The sequence below is a fragment of the Amycolatopsis sp. M39 genome, from assembly GCF_001651785.1.
GTDB lineage: Bacteria > Actinomycetota > Actinomycetes > Mycobacteriales > Pseudonocardiaceae > Amycolatopsis > Amycolatopsis rubida.
Window position 1 is genome coordinate 68,693 of record NZ_LWSF01000019.1, and the last position, 24,338, is coordinate 93,030.

Sequence of the window (24,338 nt, forward strand, 5' to 3'; positions counted from 1 at the left end):
CCCCTTACCTAGTACCGTTTTTCCTCGGACGGCGCCTCACGACACGATGTCCACCACCGCCGTGGCGCCGGAGATCTCGACGACCGTGACGCTGGTGCCCGGGGCGATCGGCGGCTGGGATTCGTGCACGGCGCGCGCCGACCACACCTCGCCGCCGATTTTCACCTGGCCGGCATCGTAGTCCACAGTGGACACCACGACGGCCCGGGATCCGACCAGCGCGTCGATGCCCGTGGGAACACCCGACCCGGCGAGGAAGCGGCGTTTGAGCGCCGGGCGGGCCAGTGCGATCAGCCCGACCGAGCTGACCGCGAACACGGCGAGGTCGATGTAGACGTTGCCGGTCAGCGCTTCCGAGCCGGCTCCGAGCAACGCTCCGATGCCGAGCATGATCAGCACGAAGTCCCCGGAGATCACCTCCGCGATCATCAGGACGATGCCGAGAATCAGCCAGATCAGAGCCGCTGCCATGCCCTCATGCTCTCAGATCGCATCGCTTCGCACCGGGCAAGCTACCTGACGTGACCGACGCGTGACCTTGGATCTTTCCGGCATACCGGACACTACGGAGCGTCACTGGGGGCGGTGCCCGGTTCGGTCACGAAGTCGATGAGCCGTTCCACCGCCCCGATCAGCGGCGTTTCGAGATCGCGGAAGCTGCGCACCCCGGCGAGGACGCGCTGCCACCCCTCGTACGGTTCGCCCCAGCCGAGCGCGTCGCAGATGCCGGTCTTCCACTCGACGCCGCGCGGGATCTCCGGCCAGGCGCGGATGCCGACCGACGCGGGTTTCACCGCCTGCCAGACGTCGATGTAGGGGTGGCCGGTGACGAGCACCTGCTCGTCGCGGATCTGCCCGACCAGCCGGGACTCCTTGCTGCCCGCGACGAGGTGGTCGACGAGGACGCCGAGCCTGCGGCCGGGTCCGGTGCCGAATTCGGCGATCCGGTCGGCGAGCACGTCGACGCCGTCGAGCGGTTCCACGACGACGCCCTCGACGCGCAGGTCGTGTCCCCAGACGCGTTCGACCAGTTCCGCGTCGTGCTTGCCCTCGACCCAGATCCGGGAGTCGCGCGCGACCCTGGCCTGCAGGCCCCGCACCCGGACCGAGCCGGACGCCGACACCTGCCGAGCGGGGGCGGCGGCCTTCCTGACCGGCACGAGCGTGACCGGTTTGCCTTCCAGCAGGAACGCGGCGGGCGCGAGCGGGAACACCCGGTGGCGGCCCTTGGCGTCTTCGAGGACGACGTTGCCGTATTCGATCTTCACCACCGCGCCGCAGTAACCGCTGGCCGGGTCTTCGACCACGAGCCCTGGTTCGGCCGGGACCTCCGGCACCTTCCGCTTGCGGGGGCCGGACAGCACGTCGTGATAGCGCACGGTCGGGCACGTTATCGGCGCAGCGCCGGGGCGTCCCGCCGCCACGCCGGGGCTGATCCTCCGGCTTGACGTGGAGCGCGCTCCAGGTCCTAGCGTCGGCGTTCGTCAGCCGTCGAGGTGCCGCCCGGTCCGCCGGGCAGGAGGAGTGTCCGCGCATGATCACCCGAACCACGCTCGGCTCGTCCGGCCTTCCCGTCAGCGCGATGGGCTTGGGGTGCATGGGGATGAGCGAGAGCTACGGCGCCGCCGACTGGGACGGCGGCATGGCCACCATCGACCGGGCCCTGGAGCTGGGCGTCACGTTCCTGGACACCGCCGACGCCTACGGCGCCGGGCACAACGAGGTGCTGGTGGGCCGGGCCGTCCACGGCCGCCGGGACCAGGTGCAGCTGGCCACGAAGTTCGGCATCGACCGCAGCGCCGGCGACCGGGCGCGGCGCATCCGCGGTGCCCGCGACTACGTGCTGCGCTCCTGCGACGCCTCGCTGCTGCGGCTGGGCGTCGACGTGATCGACCTGTACTACGCCCACCGTCCGCCCCAGGACGTGGAGATCGAGGAGACCGTCGGGGCGATGGCCGAACTGGTCGAGGCGGGCAAGGTCCGGCATCTGGGCCTTTCCGAGGTCGACGGCGACCTGCTGCGCCGGGCGCACGCGGTGCACCCGATCGCCGCAGTGCAGAGCGAGTACTCGCTGTGGACGCGCGACGTCGAGGCGCTCACCCCGGTGATGGCCGAGCTGGGGGTCGGGCTGGTGCCCTACTCGCCGCTGGGGCGGGGGTTCCTGACCGGTGCCCTGGACCGCTCCGCGCTGGGCGAGAAGGACTTCCGGCGCACCAATCCCCGCTTCGCCGGCGACGCGGGCGAAGCCAACGAGAAGATCGCGCGGACCGTGCGCGAGGTGGCCGACCGGCTGGGCGCCACCCCCGCTCAGGTGGCGCTGGCCTGGGTGTACGCCCAGGCCGAGCGGCTCGGCGTGGCGGTGGCGGCGATTCCGGGCACCCGCAGCCCGGTCCGGCTGGAGCAGAACGCGGCCGCGCTGGAACTCGCCCTGGACGCCGAGGCACTGGCCGCGCTGGAGCCGCTGAGCGACCAGGTGCGGGGCGAGCGCTACACCCCCGCGCACACCGCCGAGGTCGCTCGGGGTTAGCCGGTGGGCTCGACACGCCCATCCCCTGGTCTTCGGGCTCTGTTCCTCGACGGCCCGTTCCGGCTCAGCCTGCCATCCGCAGCACCGCGTCCGTGAACGGCGTCGGTCCGCCGCGGCGGAGCGGGCCCATCGCGACCAGCGGGGCGAGCGCGACGCACCACGCGCGGACCCGGTCGCCGTCGAGGTGCGGAAGGTTGGCGATCCCGTCCTCGACCGCGGCGCCGTCGGCCATCGGCAGCACCGCCCAGTCGACCGCGTCGAAGGCCGGGTCGCCGACGCACGGCCGCGGGTCGATCGCGACCGCTCCGCGTTCCGGTCCGGCGTCCAGGACGTTGCCGGGATGCAGATCGCCGTGCACGAGCGCGATCGGGCCGCTGGCGGCCAGTTTCTCGGCGCGGGCGAGGCCGATGCGCAGCGTTTGCCGCGGCAGGTGCGCTTCGGCCGGGGACCCGGCGAGGCGTTGCTCGGCGAGGCCGAACATGAACCGGACGCGTTCGAGCTGGGTCGGGAACGGCCCGGCGGCGGGAACACCGTGGACGTCGGCGAGCAGTTCGCCGATCTGGTCCCAGGGAACGTCGGCGCCGCGTTCGGTGAACGTGTCTCCGGGTTCGAGTCCTTCGAGCAGCACGGCGCCGTGGTCGAGGTCGGCGTCGAGGATCTGCACGACCCGCGACAGCCCGGCCCAGGAGCCCAAAGCAGTCGCCTCGGCGGTCGCGATCGCGCGGTCCGGGCAGAGCTTGAGCACCTTCAGCGCGCCCTCGCCGTCGCGGCAGAGCAGGGTGCGGCCGGTGTTGCCGGGCCGGGCCTCGGACACGGTGAGGCCCCAATGACCGCAGAGCCGGTCGACGAGCGCGGGCAGCGCGTCGCACCAGGCTTCGGCGGCCGGACCGAACCGGTTGACGAGGCGGGCGCGGGCGGCGGCGTCCATCAGGGCCGCCATCAGAACAGCGGCCAGGGGATCGCGCGCCAGTCGTCGCCGGGCTCGGGGAACACCGCCTCGGCGAGCAGGTAGTCGGTGCGCTGCGAGAGCGCCCGGATCTCGAAGGCGGTCAGGTGCTCGCCGAGTTCCGCGCCGAGGCGGCCGTCGAGGTCCGCGCGGAGCTTCCGCAGTTTCTCGACGGCGTCGGAGGGCAGGTCCTCGCCGATCCAGCCCCACAGCACGGTGCGCAGCTTCGGGTCGGTGTGCAGGCAGATGCCGTGGTCCACGCCGTAGACGCGGCCGTCGGTCCCGGCCAGCAGGTGCCCGCCCTTGCGGTCGGTGTTGTTGACGACGATGTCGAGGACCGCCAGTTCGCGCAGGTCCGGGTGGTCGGCGTGGACGAGCACCGCCGGTTCGCCGAGCCGGTCGTGCGCGTGCAGTACGGTGCGCCAGCCCTCGGGCACTTCTTCCGGCGCGCAGACGTCGACCACTTCGGTTTCCTCGTCGGTCTCGACCCACAGCTGCACCATGCCGGGCCCGAACGGGCCGTCGCGCAGCACGGTCGGCGGGATCGCGCCGAGGCCGCAGGCGTCGGAGATCATCGCGGTGGCGACCTCGCGCCCGGCGAGGGTGCCGTCCGGGAAGTCCCACAGCGGCCGCTCCCCCGACACCGGCTTGTACACGACGCGGCCGGTGACGCCGTCGAGTTCGATCGCGCAGAACAGCGTCACGTTGGAGGCGTCGACCAGCCTGCCCTCGACGTCGATGCGGCCGCGGGAGACGAAATCGCGGGCGGCGGGGTCGGCGGGCCCTGGCGCGGTGGTCGCCACGGCCGCCCTCAGTCCTCGGTCACGTCGACGTCGCGCCGGTACCCGTTCTGCCGCGGGCAGATGTGCCCGGCCGGGTCGAGCGGTTCGCCGCACAGCGGGCACGGCTTGCGGCCGGCGTTCACGACGCGGTCGGCGCGCTCGGCGAAGGCGCGGGCGGCGACCGGGGTGAGGAACACGCGGACCGCGTCCGGGCCTTCCTCGGTGTCGTCGAGCACGACGGTCTNCGACGGTCTCGTCGATTTCGCCCTCGGTGATCGCGAGCAGCTCCACGACGACCGCTCCGGAGTCGGCGTCCCAGCCGAGCCCCATCGTGCCGACCCGGAACTCCTCCTCGACCGGCACCGTGAGCGGGTCCGTGTCGACCTCGTCGTCGGGGGCGTGGCTGGGCACGTCGGCCCCGAACCGGCTGGCGACCTCCTCCAGGAGCGACCCGAGCCGCTCCGCGAGGACGACGACCTGCTGTTTTTCGATCGTGACGCTGATCGTCCGCACGTCCTCCGTCGCCTGGAGGTAGAAGGTGCGGTCGCCGGGCTCGCCGACCGTGCCGGCCACGAACCGGTCGGGCTTGCGGAAGACGTGGATTACGCGTGACATAGCGTCTTCGACCCTAGGCCACGCACGCATGATCGGCATCCGCCGCCCCGGGTTGAGGGACCTTCGCGCGCGATTCCTGCGCGGTGCGTGCGGATCCGGACACGCAGCGGATCCTCGTTACGCTTTCCGGGTGCCTCGCATCTCTCCTCATGGAACCTGGACCTCTCCCGTCACCGCCGCGGACGCCGCGGCCGCAGGCGGCGGCGCGCAATGGCTCGCCGCGGTCGACGGCGCGCTCTGGTGGGCGGAGGCGCGACCTGCCGAGGGCGGTCGGGTCGCGCTCGTGCGCGCGCTTCCCGACGGCGGTGTCGAGGACGTGCTGCCCGCGCCGTGGAACGTCCGGAACCGGGTGCACGAGTACGGCGGACGGCCGTGGCTCGCGGTCGGCGGCGTCGTGGTGTTCACGCATTGGGCCGATCAGCGGGTGTATGCCCTCAAGACCGGCACAGGCGGCGAAGTCACCCCGCTGACCCCGGAACCGGCCACGCCGCAGGGCGTCCGGTACGGCGACCTCCGGCCCGGCCGCGAGGGCGAGGTGTGGGCGGTCCGCGAGCGCAGCACCGGGCCTCGGCGCACCGACATCTCCCGCGAGCTGGTCGCGATCCCGCTGGACGGCTCCCCCGAACGAGTGCTCGCGGAAGGGCACCGCTTCTTCACCGCGCCGCAGCTGTCGCCGGACGGCGCGCACGCCGCGTGGATCGCCTGGGACCACCCGGCGATGCCGTGGGACGGGACCGAGCTGTTCGTCGCGCCGGTGGCGGCCGACGGGTCGTTCGGGAACGCGCGCGTGCTGGCGGGCGGGCCGAAGGTCGCGGTGTGCCAGGTGGCGTGGGAGTCCGCCGATCAGCTGCTCGTGCTCGCCGACCCGGACGGCTGGTGGAACCTGCACCGGGTCGGGCTCGACGGTTCGGCCGTCAATCTCGCGCCGGCGGAACGCGAACTGGGCGGGCCGATGTGGAAGCTCGGCACCAGCTGGTTCGCTCCGCTGGGCGGCGGGAAGCACGCGGTCCTCGACTCCGGGAAGCTGGCGATTCTCGACGAGCGCGACGGTTCGGTGACGCGCGTCGACACCGAGCTGACCGTGTGGTCGTCGAGCGGGCTGGCCGCGACGCCGGACGGGATCGCCGGGATCGCGGGCGGGCCCCGGCACGAGAGCGCGGTCGTGGTGCTGGACCCGGACACCGGGAAGTGGCGCGCCCGCACTCCGCAGCCGGCCTCGCTGCCGCCCGCGCAGTACCTGCCGGTGCCGCACGAGCGCGTGTTCACCGGACCGGACGGTGCGGAGATCCCGGCGTACGTGTTCCCTCCGGCGAACCCGGACTTCGCCGCGCCGGAAGGCGAACTGCCGCCGTACCTGGTGCATGTGCACGGCGGGCCGACCGGGCACAGCGACGAATCGCTCGACCTGGACTTCGCGTACTTCACCAGCCGCGGCATCGGCGTCGTCGCGGTGAACTACGGCGGCTCCACCGGATACGGGCGGGCGTTCCGCGAGCGGCTGCGGGAGCAGTGGGGCGTGGTGGACGTGCGCGACTGCGCGGCGGTCGCCGAAGCGCTGGTCGCGGAAGGGATCGCCGACCGGGCGCGGCTGGGCATCCGGGGCGGCAGCGCGGGCGGGTTCACCTCGGCCGCGTCGATCACGACGACCCGCACCTACGCGGCGGCGACGGTGAAGTTCCCGATCCTCGACTTCGCGGGCTGGACCGGCGAGGGCGGCGAGACGCACGACTTCGAGTCGCAGTACCTGGTCAGCATGGTCGGCCCGGATCCGGAGGCCGCTGACCGGTACCGGGAGCGCTCGCCGATGACGCACGTGGGCGCGCTGGCCGGGCCGGTGCTGTTCCTCCAGGGCCTGGAGGACGAGATCTGCCCGCCGGAGCAGGCGGACCGGTTCGTCTCCGAAATCGACGGCAGCGGGATCCCGCACGCGTACCTGCGGTTCGAGGGCGAGCAGCACGGGTTCCGGAAGGCGGAGACGATCGTCGCCGCGCTGGAGGCGGAACTTTCCTTCTACGGCCAGGTGTTCGGCTTCGAGACGCCGGACGTGCCGCGGCTGGAGCTGTCCCGGTGAGGCCCGCCAGGCTCTCCGCCGGGGACACCGTCGCGCTCGTCGCGCCGTCCGGGCCGGTGCCGCAGGACCTGCTGGACGCCGCGTTGCCGGTGCTGAGCGGCTGGGGCGTGAAGGTGCGGGTCGGCGCGGGAGTGCGGGCTTCGGGGCAGTCCTACCTGTCGGCGCCGGACCAGGCGCGGGCGGCGGAGTTCGCCGAGGCCTGGCTGGACCCGGAGGTCCGGTGCGTGCTGGCGGCGCGCGGCGGCTACGGGACGCAGCGGATGATCGACCTGGTGGATTGGGCGGCGTTGCGGGCCGCCGGTCCGAAGGCGCTGGCCGGGTCGAGCGATGCGACCGCGCTGCACCGGGCCGTGCACACGCATCTGGACCTCGCGACGCTGCTTTCGCCGATGCCCGCGAGCGTGCTGTTCGACGAACCCGCGGCGGAACACCTGCGGCGGACGTTGTTCGAGCCGGACCACGCTCGGGTCCTGCGGGCGCGGGAGCCGGACGTGGTGGTGCCCGGCCGTGCGCTGGGCGTGCTGGTGGGCGGCAACCTGTCGCTGCTCGCGTCCGGTGTCGGCACGGCTGAGCAGGGGTCCGCGCGCGGCGGGATCGTGTTGCTGGAGGACGTCACCGAGAGCCCGTACCGGATCGACCGGATGGTGACGCAGCTGCTGCGCTCCGGCTGGTTCGACGGCGTGCGCGGGGTGGTGCTGGGTTCGTGGGCGGCGTGCGGCGACCCGGCGGAGGTCCGTGAACTGCTGGCGGAACGGTTGTCGCCGCTCGGGGTCCCGGTGCTGAGCGGGTTCGGTTTCGGGCACGTGGCGGGGTCGCCGACGCTGCCGCTCGGGGTTTCGGCCTCGCTCGACACCGAACTGGGCACGCTGACCCTCGACTCCCCCGCGCTGGACTGAGCCCGTATGCGACTGTCCGCTGCGGAAACCCGGGCCCGGTTCGCGGTGGCGCGGGTGGCCCGGCTGGCCACAGCGGACGCTCGCGGGGTCCCGCACCTGGTGCCGGTGACCTTCGCGGTGCGCGAGGACACGGTCGTCTTCGCGGTCGACCACAAGCCGAAGACCACGACGTCNGACGTCGTTGCGGCGGCTGGCGAATATCGCGGAGAACCCGGCGGTGTCGTTCCTGGTCGACCAGTACGACGAGGACTGGTCGCGGTTGTGGTGGGCCCGCGCGGACGGGGTGGCGCGAGTGGTCGCCGAGGCGTCGCGGGACTCGTATGCCGGGTGGTTGGCCTCGAAATATCCGCAGTACGCCGAGCGGCCGCCGGAGCACGCGGTGGTGGTCACGGAGGTGCGGACCTGGCGGGGTTGGGCGGGTGCGTAACGCTGGACCGGAGTCCGGCGATTTTTCTCCCGTAATGGGGAGGATTATGCGTGTATCGCTCGCGGTGACCGGTCTTGTCCTGCTTCTCGCGGGGTGCGCCGCGGAGCCGCCGGAAGCGGCTCCGACTGCGGGCCCGCCATCCAGTTCCGCGGTCAGTTCGGCGCCGGTGCCGGCTTCGGCCGCCCCGGTCGCGAAAGACCTCACGAAGTATCTGCCGAGCGAAGCGCAATTATCCGCGGCGCGGGTCCGCAGCCAGCGGAAACGGGCACCCTTGGTCGTCGGCCCCGGCGCTCCGCCGCGCATCGTGCGGGCGTGCGGCGCGGACCAGCCGTGGGATTCCGCCGCGCGGAACGGGGCGCAGGCGGTGTCCGTGACCGACCAGATGGAGATCGGGCAACTGCTCGCCGAGTACCGGGGTTTCTCCGGCGAACAGGTCGTCTCCGGCCTCCGTGCCGCGCTGAACTGCGGGGTGGCGGTGGTCGAGGAGCGGCGACTCGCGGTGAAGTCGCGGTTTTCGCTCCCCGGGGTCACCGACCCGCACCTTGGTTTCTGCGGTCAGTTCAACGCGCGAGTGGCCGGGTGCGTCCTGGTGCTCGCGCACGGCGACCGCGTGCTCGCGCTCACCGCCGCGGGCTGGCTCGCGACCGCCGAGGAACAGCAAGCCGAACTGAAGCGGCTGGCCCCGACCTTCACCGCCGCGTTCGACCGGGATTGACGATGGCGAAACGGCGCTACGCGGCCGGGGCGTGCCAGATCCGGGGCAACCGTTCCCGCCGCTGGCGGGGCGAGCCGTTCCAGCTCCGGCCGGATGATCTGGTCGCCGCGCTGATCAATCGGTACCGGGCGCTGAAGCGCTGACGCGTCCGACAGGTCAGCGAGTCTGCGCCAACTCCCCGAAGTACCCGGTCCGCCACAGGATCCGGGTCCGGACTTCGGTGATCCGCCAGCCGTGCCCGGTCTGGCTCAGGTCCGCGGGGAACGCGCGGTCCTCCATCCGCACGGTGACCGGGCGATCCTTCCCCAGGTGGATCGCGACCAGATTCGCCCGCACCTCGGCCGGGGCGCCGTCGAGCTCGACGTCGTGGCCGGTGAGCAGGTGCTGGCTCGCCTCGAAGCGGGCGAAGCTGTGGGCGTGGCTGTCCGCGATGTCGGCCGGTCCGGAGATCTCCGCGCCGTTGGGGCGCACGATCTTCCCGTCCGACGCGAGGACGCGGCGGAATCGCGGGGCGTCGAACTGCTGCTCGTCGACGGCGCGGTAGTGGCAGTTGAAGGTGCGGATGATCCGGGACGTGGCGAGCAAGGCGTCGAGTTCGTGTCCCTGCACCGGCTTCTCCCTCGGGGTCGCGCTGCCGTCGTCGCGCGCCGGGCGGTCGTGGCATCATGCTGTGACGGCGGTCGCACTCCCGGTGCGGGCCGGGCGGGGGGCGTTTTGGGATGCGCGATCGCGGTCGTGATCGTCGTGGTGCTGATCGCCGCGGCCGTCGACAGCGACGTTGACCACGCGGTGACCGGCGGATTCAACGTCGTCGTCTGGATCGCGCTGATCGGCGGCGGGCTCTGGCTGGCGTCGAAAGCGTATGAGAAGAACAAGACGACGGTCGCGGCGAATGCCAAGTCCGCGAAGGACAAGACGCTCAGCGAGCGATACTCGCGGGCGACCGAATGGCAGCGGGCGACCCGGGAGGCCAAGCTGCCCGACGCCCGGCACCCTGGTCCGGTGCAGCTGTCGCTGGGCGGCTCGGTGCGCGAAGCCGTGACCGGGGCCGACCGCGCCCGGCGGACGGTCCGCGAGGTGATCGCGGCGCTCCCGGTCCGCGTCTCCGAGGAAGCGCGCGCCCACGCGAAGGTGCTGCGACCGCCGGTCGAGCGGCTGTGCGAAGCGGGGCGGTACTTCCAGGAAGAGGAGGACGAGGGCCGTTACAACGTCTGGTGGGGACCGGAGCGCACCGGTACCCGCCCGACCCGCGAAGTCGTCGGTCAGGTCAAGGACATGTTCGGATGGGCCGCCGCCCGGCGGAACCTGGTGTCGGACATCCATCCGGAAGCCGAGCGCCTGCTGGCGACGCTCACCGGCGCGCTGGCCCAGCGATTCCGCGACAGCCTCCAGACCCGCTACGGGCGGGCCGACGACGGCTCCGGGATCGCGGTGCTCCCGCCCGGCGAATGGGAGGCCCTTCTCGGCGACCTGCACGCCGCGCTCGTCGCGGTCGCGGACGGGCTCGCCGCGCTCCCCCGGCCCAAGCTGCTTCCGCTCATGCACCGGCCCCACGAAGCCCGGTTCAAGGAGCACGTGTCGGGCGAGGCGATGGAGCAAGATCTCCGCGGCTTCATCGAGGACACGGCGAAGCTGCGGGAGGCGGCGCTCACCGGGCCGTGGCCAGACCAGTTCGGTTCCGGCCGGAAGCTCGACGGCGGGGTGCTCGACGGGTTCCTCACCGAGGAGATCCGCAGGCGGCTGGCCAAGGGCACTGAGGGTTTCGAGGCCGTGGCCCAGTGGAGCACCGACCGGATCGACGCCGAAAGCCTCGCCCGCGGCTACCTGGCTTACCTCACCATCGCGCTCGACTATCTGACGGAGGTGCTCGGCAACATGGCCGACTACAAACGGGATTCCGCGCCGCGGTCCGGCCACCGCATCGAAATCGGCGGCGACGTGACGCACAGCAACTTCATCCTCGACAGCAGGGTCCGGGACATCACGACCGTGCTGGCTCCGGTCGCCGGGCGGGACGACCGGCTCGCCGAGGCGATCGAGGCGCTTTCGGCCGCGGTGCGCGAGGATCCCGGGCTGCCCGACGACGAGCGAGAGGAACTCCTGTACCACGTCAAGGACATCGCGGAGGCGGCCGCCGAGCCCGGGGAGAAGCAGAAGCGCGGCCGGGCGAAGCTGGCGCTGAGCGCGGTGACCGAAGCCGCCAAAACCGGCGCGCAGCTCGCGCAGGCCGTCACCGCCTGGCACGACGTGCTGAGCAAGATGTTCTGACGCCCAGGGGTATCCCCGTCAGGGGCAGGCGGCGGATCCGGTCGCGCGCCAAGATGGTCTGGTGAGCAACGGAAGCAAGGAACTGGGCGGTTTCCTGCGCAGCCGCCGCGAGCGGTTGACGCCGGAGGTCGCGGGCATCGCGCCCGGCGGGACCCGGCGGGCGGTTCCCGGGCTGCGCCGGGAGGAACTGGCCGAGCTGGCCGGGGTCAGCGCCAGCTACTACACGCGGCTTGAGCAGGGGGCCAGCAGCAGCGCCTCGGACGCGGTGATCGACGCGCTGGCCGCGGCGTTGCGGCTGGATCCGGTCGAGCACGAGCACCTGCGGAACCTGGCCGCGCCCCGGCGGGCGGCCCGGCCGCGGTCCCGGCGGACCAAGCTGCGGCCCGCCGTGCGGGATCTGCTCGCGGCGATGTCCGCGGTCCCGGCGGTGGTGATCGACCACCGGGCCGAGGTGCTGGCGTGGAACCGGCTCGGGCACGCGCTGCTGGCCGGGCACGTCGCGTTCGAGGCCCCGGACGAGCGGACCCGGCCGAACATCGCGCGGATGCTGTTCCTCGACCCGCATCATCGTGCGCTGTACCGGGATTGGGCGGACAAGGCGTCGGTCACCGTCGCGGCACTGCATCAGGCGGTCGCGCGGCACCGGGACGATCCGGTGCTCGAACAGCTTGTCGGGCGGCTGGCTGTGGAGAGCCCGGAGTTCGCCCGCATGTGGGCCAAGCGCCCGGTCCGGACCTGCTCGTACTACGTGCGCGAACTCGACCACCCAGTGGTCGGACGTCTGACTCTCGCGAACGAAACGGTCACGCTGCCCGAAGACGATCAGCAGCTCGGCCTGTTCTATGCCCTCCCGGGCACTCCGGACGCGGACGCGCTCGCGTTGCTGACCCGGAGCTTTGCCGAACCTGTGACGAAGGAGAACGTGCGGTGAGGATTCTTGTGGTCGGCGGAGCCGGGACGATCGGGCGACGGCTGGTGCCGGAACTGCGGTCGCGCGGGCACGAAGTCATCGTGGCCGGGCGGTCCTCGGGCGAGGTGCGCGTCGATCTGGCCGAGCCGGAGACGATCGCGGCGATGTACCGCGAGGCCGGTGCGGTGGACGCGGTCGTCAGCATCGCCGCGCACGGTGCGTTGGACGAGTTCGCGAAGCTGACGTCGGCGGAGCTGCACGAGAACATGCGGGCCAAGTTCTACGGGCAGGTCGAGCTGGTCCTTCAAGGGCAGCATCATGCGGCGGACGGCGCGTCGTTCACGCTGACGTCCGGGATTTTCGCCGACGAGGCGTGGCCGCACGTCACCGGCGGCGGGGTGATCAGCGGGGCGCTGCACAGCTTCGTGCTGTCGGCGGCGATCGAGCTGCCGCGCGGGATGCGGGTCAACGCGGTCAGCCCGACGATGATCGGCGATTCGGCGGAGGAGTTCGGCGAGCATTTCCCGGGGATGCGCCCGGTCCCGATGGACGAACTGGTGCGGCACTACCTGAACTGCGTCGAAAGCGACGTCACCGGGACGGTCGTCCGGGCCTACGCTTGACCGGGTTCGGCGAGACGCTTGCCTTTGACCGGCCAGACATCGGATGTACTGCGCCGCCGGTCGATGTGCCCCTTTCGTTCCTGTTCGGAAAGGACACTCCGCGATGCCGGAATCCCCGGGTTTTCCGCTGAAGGACGGGTTGAAGGCGTTCGAGGCGGATCGCGGAGGTCCGCATCCGGGCCGGGAAGTACGTGGCGGTGGAGGAAAGTCACTACCGGTTCAGCATCTGGCGCGACGACCGTGACCCCACGGGCGGCGGGGATCGGCAGCGGACCGAGACGAAGGGCATGGTGCAGAACGATTCCGCGCTGAAGATGCACGACGGCGAGACGTGGAAGCGGTCCTACGAGATGTTCGTCCCGGCGAGCCCGCACGGGACACGCACATCCGGCGAACGACGGTCCGTGGGTGACGCTCGGTCTGGTCCGGGACGGCGGTGTGGAGATGATTTCCGCTCGCGCGTACGCGAATCCGGGGTCGCCGTCGATCGCGGCGGCGAAGCTGGCTCCGTTGCGGGAAACGTAGACGACGCTCACCCCGGGCGACGCGGGCGCGGGTCAGGCACGCCGCCGCGCAGGGGCGCAAGACCGGGATGAAGCTGCCGGACCGGGGCGACTACGTGCGGCCGAAGTGGGGCATCTACCGCTCGGACCGCAGGTAGCGGTCGTGAGTGGTGGCGCCGGGTAGAAACGGCACCACNCGGCACCACCACTCACGACGACTTCGGGAGGAATTCCTCGTCCTTCGGCTTCTTCCGCCAGGCCGCGACGAGGCCGAGCGGGTCGGGGCGCAGCAGCGACGCGGCGGCGTAGAGGCTGACCACGACGACGATCGCGATGAACCACCAGTCGTAGAGCGCCTGCTCCCCCGTCGGGTAGTACACGAGCGTCACGAACACCGAGATGGCCACGATCGCCGACAGGTTCCGCCGTTCCCACGGGAACGCCGAGATCAGCACGAAGCCCCAGGTGAGGTACCAGGGCAGGGTCGGCGGCATGAGGATCGCGACGGCCAGCAGCGTGATCGCGGCGCGGTAGACGGCTTCCTTGCCGCCGCCGCGGGCGAGCCACCACTGGCGGACGCCGAACGCGACGAGGCCGACCATCGCGATGGCGCGGGCGACGGTGACGAACGGCGAGGGCTGGACGTTGGCGATGAGGTGGACGAGGTTGTAGACCGCCTCGCCGATGCCGCTGGGGAAGTTCAGCCAGTTGGTGATGAGTTGCGGGGCCTTGAGACCGGACCACCAGCCGAGGTTGAGCGAGCCGAGCGAGACCCAGGTGCCGACGACGAACACCGGCAGGAACAGCCCGACCGCCGCGGCCCCGGCCTTGAAGAAGTTCTTCGTCTTCGACGGGCCGGCCATGTCCGCGGCCCACATCCAGACCATGAACGGCAGCGCGACGGCGGCGGTCGGCTTGATCAGCATGCCGACGGTGACGAGCACGACCGCGACGACGTGCTTGCGTTCGAGCGCGGCGAGCATCCCGATGGTGAGGAAGCCGAGCATCATCAGGTCGTTGTGCGGGCCGCCGAAGAGGTGGATGACCATCATCGGGCTGGCCACCGCGACCCACAGCGCGACCGGGAGCTTCCCGCCGAGGTGCTTGACGAGCCGCGGCAGCGCCCACAGCGTCATGCCGAGCCCGACGAGCAGGACGAGCCGGGTGAGGATGACGCCGGCGATCATGTGGTCCTGGGTGATCGCGACGATGCCCTTGGAGATCAGCAGGAACAGCGGCCCGTACGGCGCGGGCGTGGTCTGCCACAGCGGGTGCACGTTCTGCACGACGTTCGGCAGCACGGGCAGCTCGGCGGGGCCGTTGGCGTACGGGTCGAGCCCGTAGAGCAGCTGCGCGCCCTGGCCGAGATAGGAGAAGACGTCGCGGGTGAACAGCGGCGGCGACACGATCAGCGGCGCCATCCAGCACAGCGCGGCGATCAGGATCGGCTTGCTGCCGATGCGCCCGGCGAGCGCGTAGCGGCCGAGCCGGACCCACGCCCACACGACGAGGCCGAAGCCGCTGTAGAGCAGCGCGTTGGCGAGCGCCCGGCCGTGGCCGTAGCGGACCCAGGACAGCGGGCCGTGGCCGAGGACGGGGTCGCGGATGAGGATGCCGCCCGCGCCGAGCGCGGCGAGCATGAGGAGGGCGCTTCCGACCGTGCCCATGGCGATGGTGCGGTAGGGGAAGCGCGCGGGCGTCAGGAACCGCCGGTCGAGACTGCCGGCGTTCGGCTGCGCGTCGTCGATAGTAGTGGCCATTTCGATCCAGGAGATTACCGGGTGCAGTCGGCTGGGCCCGCACGGGCTCCGGGCGCGCGCCCGGAGCGGGCCGCGGTCAGCGGTCGGCCGCGGTCCGCTGCGCGGTGCCCCCGGGGAGCGCCGCGAGCAGCGACTTCGTGTACTCGTGCTGCGGGTCGAGCAGGACCTGTTCGACGGTACCTGTTTCGACGAGTTCGCCGCGGTACATCACCGCGACCCGGTCGGCGATGTTCCAGGCAAGGCCGAGGTCGTGGGTGATGACGAGGGCGGAGAGGCCGAGCCTGCGGCGCAGCCGGAGCAGCAGCGCGAGGATTTCGCCGCGCACGGACGCGTCCAGCGAGGCCACCGGCTCGTCGGCGAGCAGCAGCGACGGTGCGAGCGCGAGGGCTCCGGCGATGACGACGCGCTGGCGCTGGCCGCCGGACAGCTCGTGCGGGAGCCGGTCGAGGTATTTCTCCGGCGGGCGCAGTTCGGCGGATTCGAGGGCGCCCAGCACGATGTCGCGTTCGTGGGGCAGCCCGTGGATGCGCGGGCCTTCGGCGACCGCCTCGTACACCGTGTGGGCCGGGTTCAGCGCGCTCGTCGGGTCCTGGAGCACGAGCTGGACTTCCCGCCGGTACGCCCGCAGCCCGGCCCCGGACGAGGGCACCGGTTTGCCCGCGTAGCCGACCGTGCCGGACTCGGCTTTCTGCAGTCCGAGCAGCGTGCGGGCGAGGGTGGTCTTGCCGGAGCCGGACTGGCCGACCAGCGCGACGATCTCGTCCCGCCGGACCTCCAGATTCACCCCGTTGACCGCGTGGATCCGCTTGCCCTTGCGGTCGCGGAACGTGACGTGCAGGTTCTCGGCGGCGAGCAGCGGCGCGTCGTCGGAGCCGGTGCGTTCCTCCGGTTCCGGCGGCAGCGGCGTGGCGGTGGCCGGGGCGTAGCGCGAGACCGGGTCGCCGACCGTCGGGAACGCCGCCGCGAGCGCTTTGCTGTGTTCGTGCCGCGGCGACGACATCAGCTCGGCGCTGGGCCGCTCCTCGACGAGTTCGCCGTCGTACATCACCGCGATGCGTTCGCAGGTGGCGGCGAGCACGGACAGGTCGTGGCTGATCATGATCAGCCCGATGCCGCGTTCGGCGACGAGTTTCGACAGCACCGACAGCACCTGGGCCTGCACGATGACGTCGAGCGCGGTGGTGGGTTCGTCGGCGATGACCAGCCGCGGTTCGCACGCCAGCGCCATCGCGATCATCACGCGCTGTTTCTGCCCGCCGGACAGTTCGTGCGGGTAGGCGCCCGCCCGCGAGCGCGGCAGGTCGACCTGTTCGAGCAGTTCGGTGACGCGTGCCTGCACCTGTGCTTCGGACTGCGCTCTGCCCTCGGGCGCGTGCAGCCGGATCGGTTCGGCGATCTGCTCGCCGACGCGGCGGACCGGGTTGAGCGCGTGCATCGCGCCCTGGAACACGACCGACGCCTCGGCCCAGCGGACCGCGCGCAGCCGTCCCCAGCGCATGTCGTTGACGTCCTCGCCGTCGAGCAGGATCTCGCCGGTGATCTTCGCGCTGCGCGGCAGGAGCCGGAGCACGCTCATCGCGACGGTGGATTTGCCGGATCCGGACTCCCCCGCGACGCCGAGCGTGCCGCCCGCGTCGAGGCGCAGGTCGACGCCGCGGACCGCGGGGACGTCGCCGCCGCCGGTGCGGTAGGTGACGCCGAGGTTTTTCAGTTCGAGCAGCGCGGTCACGAGTGCCGTCCTTTGAGCCGCGGGTTCAGCNTCAGCACGGTTTCCAGCCCGCGGCCGACGAGGGTGAACATCAGCACGACGAGCACGATCGCGATGCCCGGCGGGAGCAGGTTCCACCAGGCGCCGCGGGTGACCGCGCCGTTGTTGAGGGCGGTTTCCAGCATCGCGCCCCAGGAGATCGAGGTGGGGTCGCCGACGCCGAGGAACGAGAGGGTGGCGTCGGCGATGACCGCGTTGCCGACCACGAGGGTGGTGTTGGCGAGCACGAGCGGGGCGACGCCGGGCAGCACGTGTTTGGTGATCACGTGCAGGTGGCCGCCGCCGAGCGCGCGGGCGCGTTCGATGTAGGGGCGGCTTTCGATGGTGAGCGTCTGCGCCCGGACCAGCCGCGCGGTGCTCGGCCAGGCGGTGACGCCGATCGCGAGCACGATCGTCCAGATCCCTTGCGGCAGCACGGCCGCGAGCGCGATCGCCAGCACCAGCGACGGCAGGACGAGGAAGAAGTCGGTGAACCGCAACAGGATCGCCGACGCCCAGCCGCCGAAGTGCGCGGCGGTGATGCCGATCAGGGTGCCGATGAACACGCTGAGCACGGTCGCGCAGAACCCGACGAGCAGCGAGATCCTGGTGCCCCACAAGGTCATCAGCAGCACCGAGCGGCCGTCGATGTCGGTGCCGAGCCAGAATCGGCCATCCGGCGGGCTGAGCGGTTTTCCGGTGACGCGGGTGACGTCGAGGCCGCTCTGGTCGCTGATCAGCGGCAGCGCCAGAGCGAGCAGCACGGTGAGCACGAGCAGGAGAAGCCCGGCGAGCGCGGCTTTCTGCGTCGCGAACTCGTGCCAGGTGCGCGCGATTCCGGCGCGTCGGCGGCGCCACGCGATCGCACGGGCGCTCTCGGCGGTCGTTCCGGCGGTCATGCGGTACGCACCCTCGGGTCGAGCACGCGGTAGAGCAGCTCCGCGAACAGGTTCATCAGGACGACGGCGCTGGNGCGCTGGCGAGGACGATGAAGACCCCTTGCAGCACCGGAAGGTCCGGGCCGTGCAGCGCGTCGTAGGTGAGCTGGCCGAGTCCGGGCCAGCTGAACACCGCTTCCACGGTGACCGCGCCGGCGACCACCATGCCGAACTGCATGAAGATCAGCGTCACGGTGGGCAGCAGCGCGTTCGGGACCGCGTGCCGTCGCCGGACGAGGTCGTCGCGCAGGCCTTTCGCGCGGGCGGTGGTCAGGTAGTCGGCGTTCATCTCGCCGAGCAGCGACGAGCGCATCACCAGCATGTACTGCGCGTAGAAGACCGCGAGCAGCGTCAGGCACGGCAGGATCAGGTGGTGCAGCACGTCGACGCTCTGGGCGAAGAAGCCGGGCCCCGCGTCGGGCGAGTGCATGCCGCGGCTGGGGAACACGCCGTTGGTGGCGACGAGCAGCAGCAGGCCGAGCCAGAACTGCGGCACCGACCACAACGTCAACGCGATCCCGGTCTGCGCGCGGTCGAAGAAGCTGTCGCGCTTCCACGCCGCGCGGATGCCGAGCCACATCCCGAGCGCGACAGCCAGGACGGTCGCGCTGCCGACGAGCAGCACGGTCGGCCACAGCCGTTCGCCGATCATGTCCAGCACCGGGCGGCGTTCGATGTAGGACTCGCCGAAGTCGCCTTGGAACAGGCCGGCGAAGTAGTTCCCGAACTGCGCGAGGACGGGCTTGTCGATGCCGAGCCGTTCGCGCAGCTCGGCGATCTGGCCGGGATCGGTGGGCCGCTCGCGGGCCATGAACGCGACCGGGTCGCCGGGGAGCAGCCGGAACAGGAAGAACCCGAGGACGATCACGAGAAACACGCTGGCGACCGCTTCGGCGATCTTCGTGAGGACGAACCGGAGGGTCCCGGTCCCGCCTCGGCGCTCGTCGGGATCGGCGAGCACCGAGGCCTGGTCCGGCGCTAGCGCTTGGCTCACCCGCGGTTCCCCCTCCGCTGGACGGTCCGGCTGTCCGTGAGGGCCACCTTCACGGCAGTCCGGCCCGTGAGGGGAACCCTGAGGGACTCAGAGTCCCTCAGGGTTCCCCTCACGGACTGCTGAGCTGGGCGTGGCATCGGGTTCACTCCCGGTCTTCGGCGGACTTGCCGCGGCGGGACAGCGCGATGCCGCCGCCCACGAGCACGACGAGCACGACTGCGCCGACGACGATCCACACCGTCGTTCCGGAACCGCTGTCCGAGGAAGCGGCCGACGCGTCGGCGGGGACCGCGCCGTACACGCCCCAGTAGGCGGTCTGCTCGAGGATCGAGCCCTCGGGCTGCGGCTGCTTGCCGAAGGAGGAGAACTTGTCGGATCGGTAGGCCTCAAGCGCGTCGTCGTAGTCGTAGACGACGTTCACCGCCTGGCTGTAGAGCCGCGCCTGGGCCTGCTTGACGTAGCCTGCGCGGACGCCCGGGTCGGTTTCGGCGAGCTGCTTGGCGTAGAGCGCGTCGTACTGCGGGTCGCAGAAGAACGTGTCGGTGGTGCCGCCCTTGCCTTCGGCGTTCGGCCGCGCGGCGCAGGTGTGCAGGGCCAGCGAGTAGTCCGGGTCCGGGTTGTTCGCGTAGCCGGAGATCGCGAGGTCGTAATTGCCCGCGTTGGTGCGGTCGTTCAGCTCGTCGTCGGAGACGAGTTCCTGCTTCACCGAGATGCCGATGTCGTGCAGCCACCCGGTGATGTACTGGGCGAGACGCTGGTCGGGCGCGCGGTTCGCGTGTCCGGTGAGGCGCAGTTCGAGGCGCGCGCCGCCGGGCGCGGTGCGGATGCCGTCCTGGCCCTTCGGGTAGCCGGCCGCGTCGAGCGCGGCGTTCGCGGCGGCGAGGTCGAACTTGCGCGCCTCCCCCGGCGCGGGATCCCAGTGGTAGGCCGAGTAGATCGGCGGGATCACGCCGCCGCCGGGCTGGGCGTAGCCGCCGGCGACCTTGTCCACGATCGTCTTGATGTCGATCGACTGCGCGATCGCCTGGCGCACCCGGAGGTCCTTGAGCACCGGGTTGCCGTTGCCGATCGGCTTGTTCTCCGCGTTCTCGACGCCGAAGTTGATGTTGAGCGCGTTGTAGCGGCGGCCCGGCGCCTTGTTCAGCTCGATGTTCGGCTGGCCCTTGAGCGCGTCGAACTGGGTCGGGGTGAGCCGGTTGATCACGTCGACCTCGCCCTGCTTGAGGGCGTTCACCGCGGCCTCGACGTCCTTGAACACCAGCAGCTGCAGCTCGTCGACCTTGGGCGCGCCGCGCCAGTAGTTCTTGTTGGCCTTGAACTTGACGTATTCGTTCTGCTTGTACTCGGTGATCTGGTACGGCCCGTCGTCGACGCCGACGACCGGGATGGTGTCGGTCTTCGGGTCGCTCAGGTCCTTGATCTGCGACCACACGTGCTCGGGCACGATCGGGACGTCGAGCAGGGTCATCGACGACTGGACGGTCTTGGTCTTGATCACCAGCGTGGTGTCGTCGGGTGCCTTCACCGACTCGAAGCTCGCGACGTAGTTGCCGTTCGCGGTGCGCGCGGTGGCGTCGGTGAGCATCCGGTTGAACGTGAACGCGGCGTCCTTCGCGGTGACCGGCTGCCCGTCGGACCACTTCGCGCCCTGGCGGATCTTGAACGTCCAGGTCAGCTTGTCCGGCGACGTGGTCCACGATTCGGCGAGCGCCGGGGCGGCCTCGGCCTTGTCCTGCGACGGGATCGTCAGGAACTCGTAGATGAACCGGCCGACCTGGGTCGACGCGGCGAGCCCGGCGGTGAACGGGTTCAAGTGGTCGATACCAGTGGTCAACGCGACCCGCAGCACCTTCGGCTGCGCCTGCTGCTGCGCTGTCGCAGTGCCCGCCAGCGGCAGAATCGCCAGCGTTCCCGCCATCACGACACCGAAAACGCGGCGCAACCCGTGCCGCCTGTGCTTATTTCGCACTTCAGAACCACCCCATCGTCAATCCCCGACCCCAGAGACGAAAAGTAACCACATACGGCGGGAAGCGCGCAATATGTGACGGTGCCGCTGCGTGTCCGATCGTTATGCGCGCGACGCGGATCACTAGAGTGCCCGGCATGCGGATCCTGATCTCGGCCGACATGGAAGGCGCCACGGGGGTCACCTGGACCGACGACGTCGTGCCCGGGAGCCCGCAGTGGCAGCGGTTCCGGGGCATGTTCACCGGCGACGTCAACGCGGTCCTGGCCGGCCTGTACGCGGCGGGGGCGACGGACGTGCTCGTCAACGAAGCGCACTCGTCGCAGCGCAACCTGCTGCTGGAAGACCTCGACGAACGCGCGCGGATGCTGACCGGGCGGCACAAGCCGCTGTCGATGATGCAAGGCATCGATTCCGGTGTGGACGGTGTGGTGTTCCTCGGCTACCACGCCGGGGCCGGGTTCGACGGCGTCCTGTCGCACACGTACCTGGAAAACCAGATCACCGGCGTGTGGCTGGACGACGTGCCCGCGAGCGAGGGCAGGCTGAACGCGGCGATGGCGGGCGAGTACGGCGTGCCGGTGCTGCTGGTCAGCGGCGACGACCAGACCTGCGAGGACGCGCGCGACTACGCGCCGGACGCGGAACTGGTGCAGGTCAAGGAATGCGTGAGCCGGTACGCGGCGATCTGCCTGCCGCCGGCGCGCACGGCGAAGCTGCTGGAGACGGGCGCGCGGGAGTCGATGGCGCTGGCCGGGCGGACCGAGCGGACGCCGGGACGGCACCGGATCGAGGTCGAGTTCGACGCGAGCCATCTGGCGCAGGCGACCGCGGTGATCCCGACCGTGGAGCAGACCGGGACGCGCCGGGTCGCGTTCGAGGCGCCGAGCATGACCGAGGCGATGAAGGCGTTCAAGGTGGTCACGGCCATCGCGGCAGGGGCGGTGCAGGGCATTTATGGCTGAGCTCGACGTTGTTTCGCTGTGCGCGGACCTGATCCGGTTCGACACCACCAACTACGGCGGCGGGGAGGCGGCGGGCGAACGGCTCGCTGCCGAGTACGTCGCCGAATTCCTTGACCGGCACGGGGTTCCGGCGCGGATCCTGGAGCCCGAGCTCCAGCGGTCGAACGTCGTCGCGCGGATTCCGGGCACCGATCCGACGCTGCCCGCGCTGCTCGTGCAGGGGCATCTGGACGTGGTGCCCGCTCGCGCCGCCGATTGGTCTGTACCGCCGTTTTCCGGCGAGGTGCGGGACGGGTTCCTGTGGGGCCGGGGCGCGGTCGACATGAAGGATTTCTGCGCGATGGTGCTGGCCGCTGTCGCTTCCGGGCTGCGGCCGCGGCGGGATCTCGTGCTGGCGTTCGTGGCCGACGAGGAGGACCGCGGCGACTACGGAGCGCACTGGCTGGTCAAGGAGCACGCGGACCTGTTCGAGGGCTGCGCGGCGGCGATCAGCGAGTCCGGCGGGTACAGCTATCACGTGCCCGCCGCGGACGGCCGGAAAGTGCGGCTGTACCCGGTCGGCACGGCCGAGCGCGGCACCGCGCACCTGCGGCTGACCGCGCGCGGGCGGGCCGGGCACGGGTCGCGGCCGAATGCGGAGAACGCGGTCGTGCGGCTGGTCGGGGCGTTGCAGCGGATCGCGGACCATCGCTGGCCGGTGCAGTTGACGCCGACCGTGCGCGCGTTCCTGGAACGGACTGGCGCCGCTTTGGGCGTGCCGGTGGATCTTTCTTCGGGCGACGCGGTCGACGAAACCGTGGCGCGGCTGGGGACGGCCGGGTCGCTAGTGGTGCCGACGGTGCGCAACAGCACCACGCCGACGATGCTCGACGCCGGGTACAAGGTGAACGTGATCCCGTCGACGGCGACCGCGCAGGTCGACGTCCGGGTCTTGCCGGGGACCGAGGACGACCTGTTCGCGGTGGTGGATTCGTTGCTGGGCGAGGGCGTCACGCGGGAATTCGTGGCGCATCAGCCGCCGGTGCAGGCTCCGGTCGATTCGCCGTGGTTCGACTCGATGACGCAAGCGCTGCGGGCGGAGGACCCGGAGGCGGTGGTGGTGCCGTACTGCATGGGCGGCGGGACCGACGCGAAAGCCTTCACCCAGCTGGGGATGGCGTGCTACGGCTTCGCTCCCCTGGCGCTGCCGGAAGGCTTCCCGTACCGGGCGATGGCGCACGGCGTGGACGAGCGGGTGCCGGTGGACGGGCTGCGGTTCGGGACGCGGGTGCTGACGCGCTTCCTCCAGGACTGCTGAGCCGCTCGTGAGTGTTGATCACGGTTCCGACCGTGCTCAACACTCACGACGCCCCGCCCCGCTCGACCGTCGCCAGCCACGCGGGAAGCCCGTCCAGCGCGAACCTGGCGACGATCCGGCTGTCCCGCAAAGTTTCGATCCGCCACCCGGCCTCGCTCCGGAACGCCGCTTCGAGTTCAGCTCGGGCGACCGGATGCGGTCCGGCGTCCCCGTCCGTTTCCCGAAAGCACAGGACGTGCAGCCTCGCGCCCGGTTCGGTGACGGACGCGAGACTGTCGACGTAGGCCAGCCGTTCCTCGGTGTCGAAGGTGTGGAACAGGCCGCAGTCGAGGACGGTGCCGAAGGTCCGGTCCAAAGCGGACAGCCAGAACGCGTCGCCGACGGCGAATTCGGCCGGGATCCCCCGGTCACGCGCTTTCTCTTTCGCTTGCGCCACTGCGGTTTCCGCTATGTCGACGCCCACAATGGACAGTCCGGCGGCGGCCAGGTGCAGCGCGTTCTCGCCGGTGCCGCAGCCGACGTCGAGGACCGTGCCGCGGAATGCCCCTTCGGCGGCGAGCTCGACGATCGCCGGCTGCGGGCGGGCGAGGTCCCACGGCGCCGGACCGTCCTGATAGGACGCGTCCCACGGACGCCCGGCGCGGCGTTCGTGGCTGGTCGCGGGACGGTCCTCGGGCATCAGCGGGTGAACTCCGCCCACCAGCGGCTGTCGTCGCGGACGCGCCGCAGCGAGGTCGCGGTGACGCCGTCTCGGGCGAAGGACTCGACTTCGGCTTTGCTGAGCGGCCACGGCGGCCCGGACCAGGTGTCGAGGTCGATGCTTTCCTCGGCGACCGCGCCGACGACGAGCGTTCCGCCCGGCGCGACGAAACCGGACACCGAGGCGATGGCCGGGTCGTGGACGTCCTTGGGCATCGACTGGACGGTCATGATCTCCACGACCAGGTCGAAGGCGTAGTGGAATTCCGCGGGCGGGGTGAGCAGGTCCGCGGTGCGGTAGGAGACGACGGTGTCCGGGAAGCGGTTGAGCACGGCTTTGATCGCGCTGGGCGACACGTCGAAGGCGGACGTCTCGTATCCGGCGGCGGCGAGAAGTTCGGCGTCGTCGGCCATCCCGCAGCCGACGACGAGCGCGCGACGCCCGTGGCCGGGCCGCCCGGCGATCCAGGCGGCGAGTTCCGGCGAGGGCTCGCCGCGGTACCACGGCAGGACGGCCTCGCCCGCTTCCGCCGCGGCGTAGAGGGGCTCGAACCACCCGGTGGGGTCGCCGTTGGCGAGGGCGAGTCCGGCCCGGCGGCGGGCGTCCTCGTCGGGATCGATGGCGTCGTCTGGCATGGACTCTGTTATACCCGCCGGGTCTGGGCGCGGGTGCGCTCGACTGGCCG

At 71.4% G+C, this 24,338-nt stretch carries 21 protein-coding genes and 3 pseudogenes; 11 read left to right on the forward strand and 13 right to left on the reverse strand.

Features of this window, described 5'->3' with window-relative positions; translation table 11 throughout:
• Positions 1–36 precede the first annotated feature (36 nt).
• Both A4R44_RS31425 and A4R44_RS31430 read right to left on the reverse strand, forming a co-directional pair.
• On the reverse strand, positions 37–471 hold the full coding sequence (locus A4R44_RS31425) for an NfeD family protein (protein ID WP_067588746.1): 435 nt from the start codon (positions 469–471) through the stop codon (positions 37–39).
• 92 nt (positions 472–563) lie between these two features.
• Positions 564–1,379: a DUF3097 domain-containing protein gene (locus A4R44_RS31430; protein WP_067588748.1), complete on the reverse strand. Its 816-nt coding sequence runs from the start codon at positions 1,377–1,379 to the stop codon at positions 564–566.
• A 155-nt stretch (positions 1,380–1,534) separates the two neighbouring features.
• Here A4R44_RS31430 and A4R44_RS31435 point away from each other — a divergent pair, with 155 nt between their 5' ends.
• On the forward strand, positions 1,535–2,527 hold the full coding sequence (locus A4R44_RS31435) for an aldo/keto reductase (protein ID WP_067588750.1): 993 nt from the start codon (positions 1,535–1,537) through the stop codon (positions 2,525–2,527).
• A gap of 64 nt (positions 2,528–2,591) precedes the next feature.
• Here A4R44_RS31435 and A4R44_RS31440 read toward each other — a convergent pair whose 3' ends face one another.
• The 3 genes and pseudogenes from A4R44_RS31440 to A4R44_RS31450 form a co-directional block, all read right to left on the reverse strand.
• On the reverse strand, positions 2,592–3,467 hold the full coding sequence (locus A4R44_RS31440; protein ID WP_067588751.1) for a phosphotransferase: 876 nt from the start codon (positions 3,465–3,467) through the stop codon (positions 2,592–2,594).
• Positions 3,467–4,276, reverse strand: a complete 810-nt coding sequence (locus A4R44_RS31445; protein WP_067588753.1) for an SCO1664 family protein — start codon at positions 4,274–4,276, stop codon at positions 3,467–3,469. The genes A4R44_RS31440 and A4R44_RS31445 overlap by 1 nt, the downstream gene beginning before the upstream one ends.
• A gap of 8 nt (positions 4,277–4,284) precedes the next feature.
• Positions 4,285–4,870 (reverse strand): annotated as a pseudogene (locus A4R44_RS31450) (DUF3090 domain-containing protein).
• A gap of 130 nt (positions 4,871–5,000) precedes the next feature.
• Here A4R44_RS31450 and A4R44_RS31455 point away from each other — a divergent pair.
• From A4R44_RS31455 to A4R44_RS48420, 5 genes and pseudogenes are all read left to right on the forward strand, one after another.
• Positions 5,001–6,941, forward strand: coding sequence for a prolyl oligopeptidase family serine peptidase (locus tag A4R44_RS31455; protein ID WP_067588755.1), 1,941 nt, complete (start codon positions 5,001–5,003; stop codon positions 6,939–6,941).
• Complete coding sequence (locus A4R44_RS31460; RefSeq protein ID WP_067588757.1) at positions 6,938–7,837, forward strand: LD-carboxypeptidase; 900 nt, start codon at positions 6,938–6,940, stop codon at positions 7,835–7,837. The genes A4R44_RS31455 and A4R44_RS31460 overlap by 4 nt, the downstream gene beginning before the upstream one ends.
• A 6-nt stretch (positions 7,838–7,843) precedes the next feature.
• Positions 7,844–8,264 (forward strand): annotated as a pseudogene (locus tag A4R44_RS31465) (TIGR03668 family PPOX class F420-dependent oxidoreductase).
• A 46-nt stretch (positions 8,265–8,310) separates the two neighbouring features.
• The gene (locus tag A4R44_RS31470; RefSeq protein WP_157905054.1) at positions 8,311–8,979 is read left to right on the forward strand and encodes a hypothetical protein; all 669 of its coding nucleotides are present in this window, start codon (positions 8,311–8,313) and stop codon (positions 8,977–8,979) included.
• A gap of 2 nt (positions 8,980–8,981) precedes the next feature.
• Positions 8,982–9,122: a hypothetical protein gene (locus A4R44_RS48420; protein WP_157905055.1), complete on the forward strand. Its 141-nt coding sequence runs from the start codon at positions 8,982–8,984 to the stop codon at positions 9,120–9,122.
• 13 nt (positions 9,123–9,135) lie between these two features.
• Here the strand turns inward: A4R44_RS48420 and A4R44_RS31475 are convergent, their stop codons facing one another.
• The gene (locus A4R44_RS31475) at positions 9,136–9,588 is read right to left on the reverse strand and encodes a nuclear transport factor 2 family protein (protein ID WP_067588767.1); all 453 of its coding nucleotides are present in this window, start codon (positions 9,586–9,588) and stop codon (positions 9,136–9,138) included.
• A gap of 126 nt (positions 9,589–9,714) precedes the next feature.
• On the opposite strand from A4R44_RS31475, the gene A4R44_RS31480 reads away from it, so the two are divergent.
• The 3 genes from A4R44_RS31480 (at position 9,715) to A4R44_RS31490 (ending at position 12,780) form a co-directional block, all read left to right on the forward strand.
• The gene (locus A4R44_RS31480; RefSeq protein WP_157905056.1) at positions 9,715–11,247 is read left to right on the forward strand and encodes a hypothetical protein; all 1,533 of its coding nucleotides are present in this window, start codon (positions 9,715–9,717) and stop codon (positions 11,245–11,247) included.
• A gap of 61 nt (positions 11,248–11,308) precedes the next feature.
• Positions 11,309–12,178: a helix-turn-helix transcriptional regulator gene (locus A4R44_RS31485; RefSeq protein ID WP_067588771.1), complete on the forward strand. Its 870-nt coding sequence runs from the start codon at positions 11,309–11,311 to the stop codon at positions 12,176–12,178.
• Positions 12,175–12,780, forward strand: coding sequence for a short chain dehydrogenase (locus tag A4R44_RS31490; RefSeq protein ID WP_067588773.1), 606 nt, complete (start codon positions 12,175–12,177; stop codon positions 12,778–12,780). The genes A4R44_RS31485 and A4R44_RS31490 overlap by 4 nt, the downstream gene beginning before the upstream one ends.
• A 712-nt stretch (positions 12,781–13,492) precedes the next feature.
• On the opposite strand, the gene mptB is transcribed toward A4R44_RS31490, so the two are convergent.
• The 5 genes and pseudogenes from mptB to A4R44_RS31515 form a co-directional block, all read right to left on the reverse strand.
• Positions 13,493–15,043, reverse strand: a complete 1,551-nt coding sequence (gene mptB, locus A4R44_RS31495) for a polyprenol phosphomannose-dependent alpha 1,6 mannosyltransferase MptB (RefSeq protein ID WP_067588775.1) — start codon at positions 15,041–15,043, stop codon at positions 13,493–13,495.
• Between the two features lie 76 nt (positions 15,044–15,119).
• The gene (gene nikE, locus A4R44_RS31500) at positions 15,120–16,772 is read right to left on the reverse strand and encodes an ABC transporter ATP-binding protein (protein WP_067588777.1); all 1,653 of its coding nucleotides are present in this window, start codon (positions 16,770–16,772) and stop codon (positions 15,120–15,122) included.
• Positions 16,769–17,689, reverse strand: coding sequence for an ABC transporter permease (locus tag A4R44_RS31505; RefSeq protein WP_067588779.1), 921 nt, complete (start codon positions 17,687–17,689; stop codon positions 16,769–16,771). Before A4R44_RS31505 ends, nikE begins: the two co-directional genes overlap by 4 nt.
• Positions 17,686–18,722 (reverse strand): annotated as a pseudogene (locus tag A4R44_RS31510) (ABC transporter permease). The gene A4R44_RS31505 and the pseudogene A4R44_RS31510 overlap by 4 nt, the downstream one beginning before the upstream one ends.
• A 142-nt stretch (positions 18,723–18,864) precedes the next feature.
• Complete coding sequence (locus A4R44_RS31515; RefSeq protein ID WP_232791870.1) at positions 18,865–20,640, reverse strand: ABC transporter substrate-binding protein; 1,776 nt, start codon at positions 20,638–20,640, stop codon at positions 18,865–18,867.
• 188 nt (positions 20,641–20,828) lie between these two features.
• On the opposite strand from A4R44_RS31515, the gene A4R44_RS31520 reads away from it, so the two are divergent.
• Both A4R44_RS31520 and A4R44_RS31525 read left to right on the forward strand, forming a co-directional pair.
• Positions 20,829–21,656 (forward strand): M55 family metallopeptidase, encoded by an 828-nt coding sequence (locus A4R44_RS31520; RefSeq protein WP_067588783.1) that lies wholly within the window; start codon positions 20,829–20,831, stop codon positions 21,654–21,656.
• A complete protein-coding gene (locus tag A4R44_RS31525; protein WP_067588784.1) occupies positions 21,649–22,953 on the forward strand; it encodes a M20/M25/M40 family metallo-hydrolase in 1,305 nt (434 codons plus the stop codon). The genes A4R44_RS31520 and A4R44_RS31525 overlap by 8 nt, the downstream gene beginning before the upstream one ends.
• A gap of 43 nt (positions 22,954–22,996) precedes the next feature.
• Here A4R44_RS31525 and A4R44_RS31530 read toward each other — a convergent pair whose 3' ends face one another.
• Both A4R44_RS31530 and A4R44_RS31535 read right to left on the reverse strand, forming a co-directional pair.
• Positions 22,997–23,632, reverse strand: coding sequence for a class I SAM-dependent methyltransferase (locus A4R44_RS31530; protein WP_067588787.1), 636 nt, complete (start codon positions 23,630–23,632; stop codon positions 22,997–22,999).
• Positions 23,632–24,288, reverse strand: coding sequence for a bifunctional 2-polyprenyl-6-hydroxyphenol methylase/3-demethylubiquinol 3-O-methyltransferase UbiG (locus A4R44_RS31535; protein WP_067588789.1), 657 nt, complete (start codon positions 24,286–24,288; stop codon positions 23,632–23,634). Before A4R44_RS31535 ends, A4R44_RS31530 begins: the two co-directional genes overlap by 1 nt.
• Positions 24,289–24,338: the final 50 nt, after the last annotated feature.

Bases quoted from the DNA above. Each gene is read 5' to 3' on its own strand.
- A4R44_RS31435 (WP_067588750.1), top strand. From the start codon at position 1,535: ATGATCACCCGAACCACGCTCGGCTCGTCCGGCCTTCCCGTCAGCGCG.
- A4R44_RS31425 (WP_067588746.1), bottom strand. From the start codon at position 471: ATGGCAGCGGCTCTGATCTGGCTGATTCTCGGCATCGTCCTGATGATC.
- A4R44_RS31440 (WP_067588751.1), bottom strand. From the start codon at position 3,467: ATGGCGGCCCTGATGGACGCCGCCGCCCGCGCCCGCCTCGTCAACCGG.
- A4R44_RS31515 (WP_232791870.1), bottom strand. From the start codon at position 20,640: ATGGCGGGAACGCTGGCGATTCTGCCGCTGGCGGGCACTGCGACAGCG.
- A4R44_RS31520 (WP_067588783.1), top strand. From the start codon at position 20,829: ATGCGGATCCTGATCTCGGCCGACATGGAAGGCGCCACGGGGGTCACC.
- A4R44_RS31530 (WP_067588787.1), bottom strand. From the start codon at position 23,632: ATGCCCGAGGACCGTCCCGCGACCAGCCACGAACGCCGCGCCGGGCGT.
- A4R44_RS31525 (WP_067588784.1), top strand. From the start codon at position 21,649: ATGGCTGAGCTCGACGTTGTTTCGCTGTGCGCGGACCTGATCCGGTTC.
- A4R44_RS48420 (WP_157905055.1), top strand. From the start codon at position 8,982: ATGGCGAAACGGCGCTACGCGGCCGGGGCGTGCCAGATCCGGGGCAAC.
- A4R44_RS31535 (WP_067588789.1), bottom strand. From the start codon at position 24,288: ATGCCAGACGACGCCATCGATCCCGACGAGGACGCCCGCCGCCGGGCC.
- mptB (WP_067588775.1), bottom strand. From the start codon at position 15,043: ATGGCCACTACTATCGACGACGCGCAGCCGAACGCCGGCAGTCTCGAC.
- A4R44_RS31470 (WP_157905054.1), top strand. From the start codon at position 8,311: ATGCGTGTATCGCTCGCGGTGACCGGTCTTGTCCTGCTTCTCGCGGGG.